This is a genomic window from Salipiger sp. PrR003 (assembly GCF_010500785.1).
Lineage (GTDB): Bacteria > Pseudomonadota > Alphaproteobacteria > Rhodobacterales > Rhodobacteraceae > Salipiger > Salipiger pacificus_A.
The window spans coordinates 1-14423 of the sequence record NZ_JAAGOV010000054.1 but is presented as its reverse complement, the minus strand read 5'-3'; the positions used below and the strand labels follow the sequence as shown (position 1 = coordinate 14423).

The 14423-nt window shown below is 66.5% G+C and carries 13 protein-coding genes; 7 read left to right on the top strand and 6 right to left on the bottom strand.

Going from position 1 to position 14423, the window contains the following annotated elements; genetic code table 11:
- The first annotated feature begins 5 nt into the window (after window positions 1–5).
- Both G0D83_RS19530 and lpxB read left to right on the top strand, forming a co-directional pair.
- The gene (locus tag G0D83_RS19530; RefSeq protein WP_164196431.1) at window positions 6–791 is read left to right on the top strand and encodes a UDP-2,3-diacylglucosamine diphosphatase LpxI domain-containing protein; all 786 of its coding nucleotides are present in this window, start codon (window positions 6–8) and stop codon (window positions 789–791) included.
- Window positions 788–1945, top strand: coding sequence for a lipid-A-disaccharide synthase (lpxB, locus tag G0D83_RS19525; protein WP_164196430.1), 1158 nt, complete (start codon window positions 788–790; stop codon window positions 1943–1945). Before G0D83_RS19530 ends, lpxB begins: the two co-directional genes overlap by 4 nt.
- Before the next feature lie 87 nt (window positions 1946–2032).
- Here lpxB and G0D83_RS19520 read toward each other — a convergent pair whose 3' ends face one another.
- Window positions 2033–2686 (bottom strand): invasion associated locus B family protein, encoded by a 654-nt coding sequence (locus tag G0D83_RS19520; protein ID WP_164196429.1) that lies wholly within the window; start codon window positions 2684–2686, stop codon window positions 2033–2035.
- Between the two features lie 408 nt (window positions 2687–3094).
- Between G0D83_RS19520 and G0D83_RS19515 the strand changes: the two genes are divergently transcribed.
- Both G0D83_RS19515 and G0D83_RS19510 read left to right on the top strand, forming a co-directional pair.
- Window positions 3095–4660 carry a helicase HerA-like domain-containing protein gene (locus tag G0D83_RS19515; RefSeq protein ID WP_164196428.1) on the top strand — a complete coding sequence of 522 codons (1566 nt, stop codon included), beginning with the start codon at window positions 3095–3097 and terminating at the stop codon, window positions 4658–4660.
- An 11-nt stretch (window positions 4661–4671) separates the two neighbouring features.
- Window positions 4672–5109: a potassium channel family protein gene (locus G0D83_RS19510; protein ID WP_164196427.1), complete on the top strand. Its 438-nt coding sequence runs from the start codon at window positions 4672–4674 to the stop codon at window positions 5107–5109.
- Window positions 5110–5232: 123 nt separating this feature from the next.
- Here G0D83_RS19510 and G0D83_RS19505 read toward each other — a convergent pair whose 3' ends face one another.
- Both G0D83_RS19505 and G0D83_RS19500 read right to left on the bottom strand, forming a co-directional pair.
- Window positions 5233–5349: an entericidin EcnA/B family protein gene (locus G0D83_RS19505; RefSeq protein ID WP_095882411.1), complete on the bottom strand. Its 117-nt coding sequence runs from the start codon at window positions 5347–5349 to the stop codon at window positions 5233–5235.
- A gap of 57 nt (window positions 5350–5406) precedes the next feature.
- Window positions 5407–7230 carry an extracellular solute-binding protein gene (locus G0D83_RS19500; RefSeq protein WP_164196426.1) on the bottom strand — a complete coding sequence of 608 codons (1824 nt, stop codon included), beginning with the start codon at window positions 7228–7230 and terminating at the stop codon, window positions 5407–5409.
- 548 nt (window positions 7231–7778) lie between these two features.
- Here G0D83_RS19500 and G0D83_RS19495 point away from each other — a divergent pair.
- The 3 genes from G0D83_RS19495 to G0D83_RS19485 all read left to right on the top strand — a co-directional run bounded on the left by G0D83_RS19495 (window position 7779) and on the right by G0D83_RS19485 (window position 11331).
- Complete coding sequence (locus G0D83_RS19495; RefSeq protein ID WP_164196425.1) at window positions 7779–8552, top strand: 3-hydroxybutyrate dehydrogenase; 774 nt, start codon at window positions 7779–7781, stop codon at window positions 8550–8552.
- 101 nt (window positions 8553–8653) lie between these two features.
- The gene (locus G0D83_RS19490; protein WP_164196424.1) at window positions 8654–9889 is read left to right on the top strand and encodes a putative DNA modification/repair radical SAM protein; all 1236 of its coding nucleotides are present in this window, start codon (window positions 8654–8656) and stop codon (window positions 9887–9889) included.
- Entirely contained in the window at window positions 9889–11331 is a 1443-nt protein-coding gene (locus tag G0D83_RS19485; protein ID WP_164196423.1) for a UdgX family uracil-DNA binding protein, read from the top strand. The genes G0D83_RS19490 and G0D83_RS19485 overlap by 1 nt, the downstream gene beginning before the upstream one ends.
- A gap of 1 nt (window position 11332) precedes the next feature.
- On the opposite strand, the gene G0D83_RS19480 is transcribed toward G0D83_RS19485, so the two are convergent.
- The 3 genes from G0D83_RS19480 to G0D83_RS19470 form a co-directional block, all read right to left on the bottom strand.
- Window positions 11333–12028 (bottom strand): DUF502 domain-containing protein, encoded by a 696-nt coding sequence (locus tag G0D83_RS19480; protein ID WP_108965531.1) that lies wholly within the window; start codon window positions 12026–12028, stop codon window positions 11333–11335.
- Between the two features lie 92 nt (window positions 12029–12120).
- A complete protein-coding gene (locus tag G0D83_RS19475; RefSeq protein WP_164196422.1) occupies window positions 12121–13038 on the bottom strand; it encodes a pseudouridine-5'-phosphate glycosidase in 918 nt (305 codons plus the stop codon).
- The gene (locus G0D83_RS19470; RefSeq protein WP_164196421.1) at window positions 13035–13928 is read right to left on the bottom strand and encodes a PfkB family carbohydrate kinase; all 894 of its coding nucleotides are present in this window, start codon (window positions 13926–13928) and stop codon (window positions 13035–13037) included. The genes G0D83_RS19475 and G0D83_RS19470 overlap by 4 nt, the downstream gene beginning before the upstream one ends.
- Between the last annotated feature and the right edge of the window lie 495 nt (window positions 13929–14423).

The following is a 14423-nucleotide window of genomic DNA, read 5'->3' as shown; positions in this document are numbered from 1 at the left end:
TCCACGTGCTGGCTCTGATCGCAGGGCAGGGTGATCTGCCTCGGGCAGTGATCGAAGCCCTGCCCGAACCGGCGCTGGTCTGCGGCATGGAAAGCTCGCCGCCCGACCGGGTGGCGGCGGATCACCTGTTCCGGATCGAGAAGCTTGGCTCCTTCCTGCGCTGGCTCAAGGTACAGGGGGTGACCCGTGTATGCCTGTGCGGCGCGGTCGGCCGGCCCGAGATCAAGGCATCGCGCCTCGACGTGCCGACGCTGCTCTTGCTGCCGAAGATCCTGCGCGCTCTGAAGCGCGGCGACGATGGCGCGCTACGCATCGTCATCGGGCTGCTCGAGGACGCCGGGCTTGAGGTCGTGGGCGCGCATGAGGCCGCCCCGGCGCTGCTTCCGGCGACCGGTGTGCTGACGCAGGCGCAGCCCGGCACCGAGGCAGCAGCGATGGCGACGCTCGCCGATGCGGTGAGCCACCGTCAGGGGCTCGAGGATCTGGGCCAATGCTGCGTCATCTCGGGCGATCAGGTGGTTGCGCAGGAAGACGCGCGTGGCACCGATGCCATGCTGGGCGCGCTGCCGCCGGTACCGGGCGGCGTTTTCTACAAGGCGCCGAAGCCGGGGCAGGAGCGCCGCGCCGACCTGCCGGTGATCGGCCCCAACACCGCCGTCGGCGCGATCCGCGCCGGGCTCTCGGGCATCGTCATCGAGGCGCAGGGCGTCATGGTGCTCGACCGCGCGGCGGTCATCGAAATGCTGGATGCCGCAGGGCTCTTCCTGTGGGTACGGGAGCGGGACGCATGAAGGTCTTCATCATCGCGGGCGAGCCCTCGGGCGACAAGCTGGGCGGCGCGCTCATGCAGGGGCTGAAGGCGCAGGTTCCCGAGGTCTCCTTCGAGGGGATCGGCGGCGAGCGCATGCTCGAGGAAGGGCTGCAGAGCCTCTTTCCCATGGACGAGATCTCGATCATGGGCATCACCGAGATCCTGCGCAACTACGGCGCGCTCAAGGCCCGCATCCGCCAGACCGCCGAGGCGGTGGTGGCCGCCAAGCCCGACGTGCTGATCACCGTCGACCTGCCGGAATTCTCGCTTCGCGTGGCCAAGCTGGTCAAAGAGAAATCCGACATCCGCACCGTGCACTACGTGGCCCCCACGGTCTGGGCCTGGCGCCCCGGCCGCGCGGCGAAGATGGCGCGGCACATCGACCAGGTTCTGGCGCTGCTGCCTTTCGAGCCACCCTACATGCAGGCCGCGGGCATGCGCTGCGATTTCGTGGGTCACCCCGTGGTCACCGACCCGCAGGCGAGCCAGCCCGAGGCGGCCGAGTTCCGCCTCCGCCACGGCATCGGCGATGCGCCGCTCTGCCTGATCCTGCCCGGCTCGCGCCGCTCCGAGGTCTCGCGCCTCGGCGCGGTGTTCGGCGAGGCTCTGGCGCACCTCAAGCGGCAGCGGCCCGAACTGCGATACGTGCTGCCCATGGCCGCACCGGTGGCAGAGCTCGTGAAGGAGACGGTGAAGGGCTGGCCGGTCGATCCGATCCTGCTCGATCCGCGCGACGAGGGCGAGGCAGGCAAGGCCGAGAAACGCGCCGCCTTTGCCGCCGCCGACGTGGCGCTGGCCGCGTCGGGCACGGTGGCGCTCGAGTTGGCCGCCGCCGGCACGCCCATGGTCATCGCCTATGACATGGGCTGGCTTTCGCGGCAGATCATCGGCCGGCTGATGCTGGTGGATTCGGTGAACCTGGTGAACCTTGTGACCGACAGCCGCACCGTGCCCGAATTTATCGGCGACGACTGCCGGCCCGGGCCCATTGCCGACGCGATCCTCCGCGTGCTCGACGCGCCGCAGGAGCAGACGCGGGCGATGCACCAGACCATGGAGCTTCTCGGAAAGGGCGGCGACGCGCCTGGACTGCGCGCCGCCGAGGCGGTGCTCGCCGGGCTGCGCGAGGGCTGATCCCGGCGCCGCGCGACCCGCGCTGCAGACATGAAAAAGCCCCGGCGCCTTGCGGCCCGGGGCTTTTCGTTTTCCGCACCGCAGCGCTTACTGGCGCAGCGCGCTGGTCTCTTCGTAGCCCGCGGTGAACCCCGAGAGCGACATGTCGAGCGTCACCTTCTGATCCGGCGCCAGCGCCGGGACGATGGTGATCTGCGCGCCCTTGCCCGCCTTGAAGCGGTTCACGTCTTCCTCGGTGAAGCCGACGCGGGCGTAGCAGCCCACGGGGGTGCAGAAGGAGAAGTCGTAGCGCTTGGCCTGGCCGCCGTCGACCGAGATGGTCAGCTTCTGGGTCAGCAGCGTCTCCAGCGGCACGACGAAGGTGCCCCCGGCCGCGACCTGGCCGCCGTTGGCAACCCGGAACAGGCTCACCTCGGCGACATTGTTGCCGTCGCTGTCCTGCAGCAACTGGTACATCTGGCAGGGATCCTCGGCATCGCTGCCCTCGGGCGCGCGCAGGCACTGCAGTTCCCAGGAGCCATGCGTGGCCTTGACGTAGGTCTCGGGCTGCTGCCCGGGCGCGCCGGGCGTCTCGGCGTTTGCGTCCTCGCCCAGCGAGAGACCGCCGGCGGCGACGGTGCCTTCGGCCTGGTCTGCTGCGGGAGCGTCGTTTGTTTGGGCGGCGTCCTGCGCATAGGCCGGCATGGTTGCCAGGGCCGCAGCGAGCGGCAGCAGGCGCAGGATGTGGAGAGGTCTGATCATGGGTCCCCCTGAAACGGTCATTCTTGCCTCATTGCCCGCTTAGCATGCACACCAAGCGGTGTCAGTCCGGAAATGGGAAGCATCACGGGAACGGCAATAAAGCGCGGAAACCATTCATCAAAAAGAGAAAAGGGACCCTGCGGTCCCCTTTCCCTTGCTCCCTGTCGGACCGGCCGACTTTGTCATTGCCGAGACGCTACGAAACTCTTTCCCAACGGTCAACAGGCTTTGCAACGGCAGGGCTTCACTTTTGCACAAAAGGCCGCGCCCGTTGCAAGGGCGCGGCAAGTCAGACAGGGAGGAAGTTCGCCCGAGGCAGGAGAGGACATGTTGCCCCGGACGAATTTCATACTGGCGCCAAAGAGTTAAGATTGTATGCTCGGGTCCGGACGGCAGCGGAGGCAGGCCATGACGGATGATGTTTTTGTAGGCGGTGGCGGCGAAGCCTATTCGGAAAAACAGTATCTTGGGCTGAAGTATGGCAACCGCCACGGGCTGATCGCCGGCGCCACGGGCACCGGCAAGACGGTCACATTGCAGATCCTCGCCGAGGGGTTTTCGGCGGCGGGGGTGCCGGTTTTCCTGTCGGACGTGAAGGGTGATCTGTCGGGGCTCGCGCGGGCTGGCTCGGAGACCGCCAGCCTGCATGCACCCTTCATGGAGCGCAACGCCAAGATCGGCTTCGATACGTTCACCTATACCGGATTCCCGGTGGTCTTCTGGGATCTCTTCGGCGCCAAGGGCCACCCGGTGCGCACCACCGTGGCCGAGATGGGCCCGCTGTTGCTGGCCCGGCTCTTGGAGTTGACCGAGGCGCAGGAGGGCATTCTCAACATCGCCTTCCGGCTGTCGGACGAGCAGGGGCTGCCGCTGCTCGATCTCAAGGACCTGCAGGCGCTGCTGGTCTGGGTCGGGCAGAACGCCAAGGAGCTCAGCCTGCGCTACGGCAATATTTCCACCGCCTCCGTGGGGGCGATCCAACGGCGGCTTCTGGTGCTCGAGAACCAGGGCGGGGCGCGCTTCTTCGGTGAGCCGGCGCTGGAGCTGTCGGACCTGATGAGCTGCGCGCCGGACGGGCGCGGCCATGTGAACATCCTCGCCGCCGACGCGCTGATGGGGGCGCCGCGGCTCTATGCGACCTTCCTGCTGTGGTTGCTGTCGGAGCTTTTCGAGGAATTGCCCGAGGTCGGCGATCCCGAGAAGCCCAAGCTGGTGTTCTTCTTCGACGAGGCGCATCTTTTGTTCGACGACGCGCCCAAGGCGCTGGTCGACAAGGTCGAACAGGTGGCGCGGCTGGTGAGGTCCAAAGGCGTCGGCGTGTACTTCGTGACGCAGAACCCCGACGACATTCCCGAGGACATCCTCGGCCAGCTCGGAAACCGCGTGCAGCATGCGCTGCGCGCCTTCACCGCGCGCGACCGCAAGGCGCTGAGACAGGCTGCCGAGACCTACCGCGAGAACCCGGCCTTCGACACGGAGACCGCGATCCGCGAGGTCGGGACAGGCGAGGCGGTGACCTCCTTCCTTCAAAAGAAGGGCGTGCCGGGCATGGTGCAGCGCACATTGGTGCGCCCGCCGGGCTCGCGGCTCGGTCCGATCACCGACGCAGAGCGGACCGAGGTCATGGATGCCTCGCCGCTGAAGGGCAAATACGACACCCCGGTGGACCGCGAATCCGCCCACGAGATCCTGCAGGCCCGCGCCGCCGCAGCAGCAACTGCTGCAGAAGAGGCCGACAGGGCCGTGGACACGGTCGAGACCGAGATCCGAGACTACAACCGCGCCCGCCGGTACGACCCCACGCCCCGCGCGCAGCCCCGCAAGAGCAGCGCTCCCACCTCGCGCAGCACGCGCTACAGCGCGCCGGACAGCCTCGGCGAGGCGCTGGGGCAAGCGGTGCTGAAGGAACTCTCGGGGACCACCGGCAAGCGTCTGGTGAGAGGCATTCTCGGCAGCCTCTTCAAGGCGCGCTGAGGCCGCCGCGCATGGGCATCGGCACGCAAATCCTGATGGGGAGCGGGCTGCTCTTCCTCTGCGCCGGGGTCCAACTCTGGATCATCGCGCGCGTCGCGCCGGCACTGCTCTCGGCGATCGCGCGGATCGAGGACAAGACCGGGCCCTTGCGGCTCTTCGGGCTGATCTGCATCGCCTTCGGTGCCATGGTGCTCGCCCATACGCTGCAGATCTGGCTCTGGGCTGCGAGCTTTCGCTACTTCGGGGCCTTCGAGACGCTGCCCGAGGCCTTCTACTTCGCCGTGGTGAGCTACACGACCTTGGGATACGGAGACATCACGCTGGGCGAAGGATTGCGGATCTACGGCAGCTTTGCCGCGATCACGGGACTTCTGACCTTTGGGGTGAGCACCGCCTTCCTGCTGGCGGTGCTGACGCGGATCCGCCCGATGCTGGGCGACGAGCGCTGAGCTAAACTGCCGGCACAGGGCGCCGATCCGGGGGCCGTTCCAGGGCGATGCCCCCGGGCCCCCGGGATATTTGCTCCGAGTAAAATGCGCCCGCCGCGCGCGGCAGCGGGGCCGGGCGGCTGGTCAGAACCAGCTGTCGACGGTGCGCGAAGCGCGCGAAACGTCCTGGCCGAAGCCATCGACGGTGCCGCAGGCGGCAAGCGGGGCGGCCAGGAGGGCGAGAAGGAAGAGGCGTTTCATACTGTCTGCTCGTCGTTTGTTGGTCTTGTCGGTCGTCTTGGTCTGGCGGGGCAGACCTCAGTTCTGCTCTTCCCACCACCAGGCGTTGGGCTGCCAGTCGATCCAGTCTCCGTAGACCGGAGTCGGCTCGGCGTAGGTCAGCTCCTTGGCGTGGGCGATCCAGCTCTGATTCCACTCGTAGGTGGGGATGACATATCGGCCAGCGGTGAGCACCCGGTCAAGCGCATGGGTGGCGGCGAGAAACTCTTCGCGGCTGGTGGCGGTCAACAAGTCCTCGATCAGCGCGTCCACCGCCGGGCTCTTGATGCCCATCAGGTTGCGCGAGCCTTCCTGGTCGGCGGCCGCGCTGCCCCAGTAGAGCCGCTGTTCGTTGCCCGGCGAGAGCGAGATGCCACGGCGGAACCAGGTCATGTCGAAATCGAAAGAGGCGCTGCGCGCGTTGAACTGGGCGGAGTCGACCGTGTCGACGCGCACCTTGATGCCGAGGCGCTGCAGCGCCTGCACGTAGATGTCGATCATAGAGCCGGCCTCGGTCTCGCCCTGCGGCAGCACGATGTCGAACTGGAAGGGCTGGCCCTGCGGGTCCATCATCACCCCGTCCTGCACCGTGTAGCCGGCCTCCTGCATCAGATCCATCGCCTTGCGCAGCCCGGCGCGGTTGCGGGCCGAGCCGTCGCCCTGCGGCAGCTGGTAGCCTTCGAGCGTGCCGGGAACCAGGCTTTCGGCGAATGGCTCCAGCAGGTCCTTGACCCGGCCGGACGCCGGGCCGTGGTCCATCGCCAGCTCGGAGTTGGAGAAATAAGAGGTGATGCGCGGCTGTCGCCCGCCGGTCAGCGTTTCGTTGATGTACTCGAAGTTGAACAGCTGGATCATCGCCTCGCGCACGCGCCAGTCGTCAAAACCGGGCCGGCGGGTGTTCATCACGAAGCCAGTCATCCCCGAGGGGCGGCCATGCGGGACAACGGATTTGACCACCTCGCCGGACTGCACGGCGGGGAAATCGTACTGTGTCTCCCACTTTTCCGAATTGAGCTCGCGGTTGGAGTTCAGCAGCCCCGCCTTGAAGGCCTCGAACATGGCGGTGCCATCGCCGAAGAACTCCATGCGCACCTCGTCGAGGTTGGCCTGGCCCTTCATGAAGGGCACGTCTTTGCCCCAGTAATCGGGGTTGCGCTTGAGCGAGACGTAGCGGCCTGCCTCGAAGCTGTCGATGACATAGGGCGCGGTGGTTATGGGCACCACGTCGAGGCCGGAGGCGGCAAAATCCTTGCCTTCCCACTGCGCCTTCTTGAGGATCGGACGCATGCCGACGATCAGCGCAAGTTCGCGGTCCTGCACGTTGAAGGTGAAGCGCAGGCTGTGCTCGCCGGTCTTCTCGATGCTCTCGATGCGGCTATAGGTGCCCTGGTAGCGCGGGTGGCCTTCGGTGCCGAGGGTGTTGAAGCTCCAGATCACGTCCTCGACGGTGACCGGCGAGCCATCGGAGAATTTCGCCTCGGGGCGCAGGGTAAATTCGACCCAGTCGCGCTCGGGCGAGGTCTCGACCGTTTCGCAGATCAGGCAGTAAAGCGTGAAGGGCTCGTCCCAGCTGCGACCCATGAGAGATTCATAGGCCAGAAAGCGCAGCTGCCAGGGCACCGAGCCCTTGAGGATATGCGGGTTGAGGCTGTCAAAACTGCCGACTTCGCCGGTGACGATGCGGCCGCCCTTGGGCGCTTCCGGGTTCACGTAGGGCAGATGATCGAAATCCGCGGGCAGGGCGGGCTCGCCGTACATGGCGATGCCATGCATCGGCTCCGCGCTTGCGGCGAATCCCGAAAATAGGGCCAGCGCGGTGAGCGCGGGCCGGATGGGAGAAAATCTGAAATGAATGGCGGCCATTGTCGAAATCGTCCTGCTCTGCCCTTGTTTTCTTGGTTTTCGACCCTATCGGGGCTTTTACGTCTTTTCAAACTTTTAGGTTGGACTCCGGCAGCAAAGCGCGTATAAAGAGGTCACTGCTCGATAGGTTTCTTGCCTGTATGAAACCTGCCTCAATGACTGAACGCCGGCCTCGTGCCGGCGTTTTTTTTGGTTTTTTCGCGCTCTTCCGGAAAGACCCTGCCATCCGGCGACGCCAAATTCCACGAATCCGACCTGCCGAGTTTGGCGTACGCGTGGCCGCTGTGCGTCGGCATCGCTGTTGAAGATTTGGACGTATGCGCCGGTGTGCGACGGTGCGCCGAGCCTTACAGGGCAGGGCCCGGCTTGCCTAGGGGGGCAGGCCGGGTTCCCGCCTACGAATCCGTGATGACGTTGCGAACACGGGCTTGCAGCTTCGCGCCGGATGACCGAGCAATGCGGAGGAGCGGAACCGGGAGGCATGTCCATCCCGTTCCCCATGCAGGCGGCGAGCCATGTCGGTGCCGCAAGACACGAGGAGTTTTCGCATGTCACTCAAGGGCAAGACGGCAGTCGTCACCGGATCGAACTCGGGCATCGGGCTCGGCGTCGCGCGCGAACTGGCGCGGGCCGGGGCATCGGTGGTGCTGAACTCGTTCACCGACCGGGACGAGGATCACCAATTGGCCGCGGACATGGCCAAGGAGTTCGGCGTCGAGGTGCGCTACATCAAGGCCGACATGTCCAAGGGCGACGAATGCCGGGCGCTGATCGACCAAGCCGGGGCCTGCGACATCCTGGTGAACAACGCCGGGATCCAGCACGTCTCGCCGATCGACGAATTCCCGATCGAGAAGTGGGATGCGATCATCGCGATCAATCTGAACTCGGCCTTCCACACCACCGCCGCAGCGCTGCCGATGATGCGCAAGGCGGGCTGGGGCCGGGTGATCAATGTTGCCTCGGCGCACGGGCTGACCGCTTCGCCGTTCAAGGCGGCCTATGTGGCGGCCAAGCATGGCATCGTCGGCATGACCAAGACCGTCGCGCTGGAAACGGCGCGCGAAGACATCACCTGCAACGCGATCTGCCCGGGCTACGTGAAGACCCCGCTGGTCGAGGCGCAGATCCCCGACACAGCCGCCAAGTACGACATGAGCGAAGAAGAGGTGATCGAGAAGGTCATCCTCGAGCGCCAGCCGTCGAAGGAATTCGCCACCACCGAGCAGATCGGCGGCACGGCGGTGTTCCTCTGCTCTGATTTTGCGGCGCAGATCACCGGCACGACGATCTCGGTCGACGGTGGCTGGACCGCGCTCTGATCGGGCGCTGAGATTGCGGGCGGGGACACTTCGGCGTGAGCCGGGCGTTCCCGCCCAAGCGCGCCATTGATCAGGCACCCATGTGAACATATCATGAACACATGGCAAGAATGACCCTCGATCAGAAGCTCGCGATTCTTTCCGACGCGGCGAAATACGATGCGTCCTGCGCCTCGAGCGGGGGGCAGAAGCGCGACTCCCGAGATGGCAAGGGGATCGGTTCGACCACCGGTTCGGGCATCTGCCACGCCTATGCGCCGGACGGCCGCTGCATCAGCCTTCTCAAGATACTGATGACCAACTTCTGCATCTACGACTGCGCCTATTGCGTGAACCGGGTCAGCAGCAATGTGACCCGCGCGCGGTTCACCCCCGAAGAGGTCGTGACGCTGACGCTGGAATTCTACCGCCGCAACTACATCGAGGGGCTGTTCCTGTCGTCGGGCATCATCCGCAGCCCGGACGAGACCATGTCGGACATGGTGCGCATCGCACGGATGCTGCGGACCGAGCACCATTTTCGCGGCTATATCCACCTCAAGACCATCCCCGACGCCGCGCCCGAACTGATCGAAGAGGCGGGGCTCTACGCCGACCGGCTGTCGATCAACGTCGAGCTGCCCACCGACCGCGCGGTCAAGGATTATGCCCCCGAGAAGGATCCGGCACAGATCCGCCGCGCCATGGCCGATGTGCGGCTGAAACGCGAGGCGGGCAAGGAGCGCAGCTTCAGTGGCAAGCGCCCGCCGCGCTTTGCCCCCGCCGGGCAGTCGACGCAGATGATCGTCGGCGCCGATGGGGCGGACGACACGACGATCCTGCGAACCTCGACCCGGCTTTATTCGGGCTACAAGCTGCGCCGCGTCTACTATTCGGCCTTTTCACCGATCCCCGATGCCTCGGCCGCGCTGCCGCTGATCAAGCCCCCGCTGATGCGCGAGCACCGGCTTTATCAGGCCGACTGGCTGCTGCGTTTCTATGGTTTCGACGTCGAGGAAATCGCCTCTGCCACGAGGGGTGGTCACCTTGACCTCGAGGTCGACCCCAAGCTCGCCTGGGCGCTGGCAAACCGGCATCTCTTTCCGCTCGACGTGAACTTGGCCGAGCGCGAGATGCTTCTGCGGGTGCCGGGGCTCGGGACCAAGACCGTGGCGCGGATCCTGACCACCCGGCGTCATCGCACGCTGCGCTATGACGATCTGCGGCGGATGGGCGCCAGCCTCAAGCAGGCCAAGCCCTTCATCACCCTGCTTGACTGGCGCCCGCGCGCGCTGAGCGATGCCGCCGATCTGCGCGCCCGCTTCGCGCCGCCGCCTGAACAGCTCTCGCTCTTCTGATGCGCCGCGTCGCGTTGCCCGAGATCGGCACCTTCGAGGCCTGGCGGGATGAGGCGCGGGCGCTTCTGGGGGCAGGGGTGCGGCCCGAGGATCTGCTCTGGCAGCGCGGGCAGGGCGCGGAGGACCTCTTTGCCACCGACCTGCCAAAGATTGCCGGCGGGCCGGTCACCGTGCCGCGCGGCTTTGTCGAGCTGGCACGGCTTGCCGTCTGCCACAGCGACCCCGAACGCTTTGCCCGGCTCTATGCACTGCTCTGGTCGCTCCGGGACGACAGGCGTTTGCTCGAAGACCGGGGCGATCCGCGCGTCGCCAAGCTCACCCGCATGGCCAAGGACGTCAGCCGCGACCGGCACAAGATGACCGCCTTCGTCCGCTTCCGCGAGCTGGAGGTGCCAGGGGCGAACCGTCGCAGGTTCGCCGCCTGGTTCGAGCCGACCCACCACATCGTCGAGCTGACCGCGCCATTCTTCGTCAAGCGTTTCGGAGATATGGACTGGGCGATCTTTACCCCGGACCTGTCGGCGCATTTCGAGGGGGGCGCGCTTCGGTTCGCGCCGGGAGCGCCCAGACCCGAGCTGCCGCAGGACGCGACCGAGGATCTCTGGCGCACCTATTTCCGCAATATCTTCAACCCGGCAAGGCTGAAACCCAAGGCGATGCAGGCCGAGATGCCGAAGAAATACTGGCACAACATGCCCGAGACGCAGCTCATCCCTGAGTTGATCGCCACCGCCGAGGCCCGCGCGCGGCAGATGGCCGAGGCGGCACCGACGCTTGCTCCCGCCCGTGCCGGAAAGATCAGCGCGCGCCTGCGCCTGCCCACCACCGAGGTAACAGAGGAAGTCGGCGATCTGCACGCGGCCCTCTCGGCCTGCCGGCGCTGTCCGCTGTGGCAGGACGCGACACAGCCGGTGCCGGGCGAAGGGCCCCCGGATGCGCCACTGATGATCGTCGGCGAACAGCCCGGAGATCGCGAGGATCTGGAAGGGCGCCCCTTTGTCGGCCCGGCCGGTCAGCTCTTCGACAGCATCGCACAGCGTGCCGGACTTGACCGGCGCAGGGCCTATGTCACCAATGCGGTCAAGCACTTCAAGTTCACCCCGCGCGGCAAGCGGCGGCTTCACCAGGCGCCGAACAGCGGCGAGATCCAGCAATGCCGCTGGTGGCTTGATCTCGAGCGGAGCCGGGTGAAGCCGAAGCTGATCCTCGCTCTGGGCGCGACGGCAGTGGAGAGCCTGACCGGAGACCGCCGAGCCCTGATGGCCCGGCGCGGCGGTCTCGAACGCACCGAGGATGGCACCCCGGTGCTGGTCACGCTGCATCCGTCCTATCTTTTGCGCGTGCCCGCCGCAGAGCGCGCGGCGGCGGAGGCGCTCTTCGAGGCTGACCTGAGACTTGCGGTGCGGGAACTGGCTGCCTTGGCGGAGCAGCCGGACCGCTGAGTCAGCTGGCGCGGCGCACCGGTTCGACCTTCGGCTTTTCGCCCGGCTTTTCCGGCGGATAGACGAGCCCGGCCGAGATCACCAGCTTGGCGGCATCCTCGATGCTCATCTCCAGTTCCACCACATCCTCGGCGGGGAAGTAGAGCAAGAAGCCCGAGGTCGGGTTGGGCGTGGTCGGCACGAAGACCGAAACCAGGTCTCCCATAGCGTCGGCGCGGGCGAGGATCTCACCCTTGGCCCGGGTCGAGATGAAGCCGATCGCCCAGATACCCTTGCGCGGGTACTGCACGAGGCAGGCCTTTTCGAAGTTGCTCTCGGTCTGGGCGAAAACCGTTTCGGCGATCTGTTTGATTCCAGAATAGATCGAGCGCACCACAGGGGTGCGGTCCACCAGCGTTTCGGCAAAGCGGATCATCGAACGGCCGATCAGCCCCTTGGCGACCCAGCCGACGAGGATGGTGAAGACAAGAAAGAAGATCACGCCCACGCCGCGCAGGTTGATCCCGATGTACTCCTCGGGATTGAAGCGCTGCGGCACCAGCGGCAGCACGAAGCCGTCGACCCAGCCGAACAGGGTCCAGATCAGCCAGATGGTCAGGCCAACCGGGGCGATCACCACCAGCCCGGTCAGGAAGCTCGCCCTGAGGCTCGCGAAGATGCCGGGGCGGCGGGGCTTGTCGTCGAAGGGCGTGTTCATTCTTGTTCCGGAGACAGAGGTGTTCCGAAACAAACTAGGGGCTCGCGCGCCGCTTCACAATGGGCGCGCGAGACTGTGATCCGCGCTGTGGTTTACGCGGCGGGCAGGGCGCTCATTTCCGCCGCGATGGCCGCGCCGAGACGGGCGTTGTTCAGCACCAGCTCGATGTTGCTTTCGAGCGAGCGGCCCTCGGTCAGCTCGAAGATGCGCTGGAGAAGATACGGCGTGACCGCCTTGCCGTGGATGCCATGCGCGGTCGCGTCTTCCATGGCCCGGGCGATGATCGGCATCATCGTCTCGCGCGGGATCTCGGCGCTTTCGGGGATCGGGTTGGCCACGAGCTGGCCGCCGGGCAGGCCGAGGGCGCCGCGCATCCGGTGCGCCTCGGCGATCTGCTTTGCGGTGTCGAGCCGCAGCGGCGCGGCGATCCCGGCCTCGCGCGACCAGAAGGCCGGCAGTTGGTCCTGCCCGAAGGCGATCACCGGAACGCCAAGGGTTTCGAGCACCTCCATGGTCTTCGACAGGTCAAGGATGGCCTTCGCGCCGGCGGCGATCACGGTCACCTGGGTCTGCGCCAGCTCCTGCAGGTCGGCAGAGATGTCGAAGCTCTGCTCGGCGCCGCGGTGCACGCCGCCGATGCCGCCGGTGGCAAAGACTTCGATGCCCGCCAGCCGCGCCGCGATCATCGTCGCCGCCACGGTGGTCGCGCCCGTGCCGCCCCGCGCCATGCACACAGCCATGTCGGCGCGCGAGAGCTTTGCCGCGTGCTTGGTCTGCGCCAGCGCCTCGAGCTGCGCGTCGTCGAGACCGACGCAGAGCTTGCCGCCTAGCACCGCGATGGTCGCCGGGGTGGCGCCGCCGTCGCGGATCGTCCGCTCGACCTTGCGCGCCATCTCGAGGTTCTGCGGCCAAGGCATGCCATGGGTGATAATGGTCGATTCCAGCGCCACCACGGGCGCGCCCTTGGCAAGCGCGTCGGCGACAGGGGCGGAAAGATGCACGAGGGTCATGAAGTCACGTCTCCGGATACGTAGGTTGCGGCGGCCGCCAGCGCTTCGTCCAGCGCGGTGGCACGGTCGGCGCCGCGCAGTTCGGCGGCGATATGCGCCGCCATGAAAGTGTCGCCCGCACCGGTCACCCGGGTGACCAGCACCTCGGGCGGGCATTCCGAAATCACCCCCTCGGCGGAGGCATCGGACGCGGGCTGGCCGCCATTGGTCACCAGCGCTCGTGCGGCACCGCGGGCAACGAGCGCCGACGCGGCCTCGGCGGAGTCGCCGAAACTCTGCATGCAAAGCAGCCCGGCTTCCTCGAGGTTCACATAGAGAACCCCGCGACCCGCGCGCAGGAAGGGGGTCAGCCGTTCGGCCTTGCCGGGGCTCGCCGGCGCGATGCGCAGGTCCGCGGCGGCAAAGGCGGGCAGGCGGAGGATCTCTTCCAGCAGGCCCAGCGTCAGGTTGCCGTCGAGCGCCACCGGCCCGGCCCAGGGCGCCTCGGCGCTGCCGAGCGGGCCGTCGATCAGCGGCGACAGGATACGGGCGCCGGATTGCTCGAGCGAATGGGCGTCGGCGATCGCCGCGATCAACCCGTTCGCGCCTTCAACCGCCATATACATGTCGGTCGGCAAGTCCTCGGAACGATAAAGATATTCCGTGACGCAGCCGAGCCGCTCGCAGGCGTCCACCAGCTCGTGACCATTGGGATCCTGCCCAACGGCGCTCAACAGGCCCGGGGTCAGCCCGAAGCGGGTGAGAGTCATCGCGATGTTCATCGCCACACCTCCCGGCAGGCGAATGATGCGCCCGGGCACGTCGGAGCCCTGGCGCATATGACTGGCAGAGCGGCCGATCACATCCCAGAGGACGGAGCCGATGCAGAGGATATCCGGAGTGCTGCTCATGCTGTCCTTGTGACCGAGCCTCCGGGCCGGGGCAAGAGGATTGATGCAGCGCCGCCCGGTGGTTACGCCATCGGCGAAAATGCGCAAGGCAACGGTGCGGCAAGGAAGAGAGGAAAGGACCAAGCGAAGATGCAGGCTGGACCATGTCCTGCAAAGCGCGGCCACGCCAGACGTATGGCGGATCGGGGAAACCGCGCTCGCGGACCTGTCCCAAGGGCAGATTTTCGCGAAGACACAGTGGCTTTCGCTCGATACTTGGACGCGCGGCCAGATCGCTCCCGCGCCAATGCCTCCGCCGGCGTCGAGTTGGCCGACGTCATGCGAAACGGCAGTTTCGGCGAGGACAACGCCTCAGCGCACCCGATTTGGAAGATCGGAGAGCGCGCCGAGAGCATGGCGGTGGGTTGGCAAACCAACGTGTGAACTCACGCCGAAGCGCAAAGCCTGATTTCCTATTCTATGTCAGTCTGTTCCGGATATCCACGAGCTTAGCCT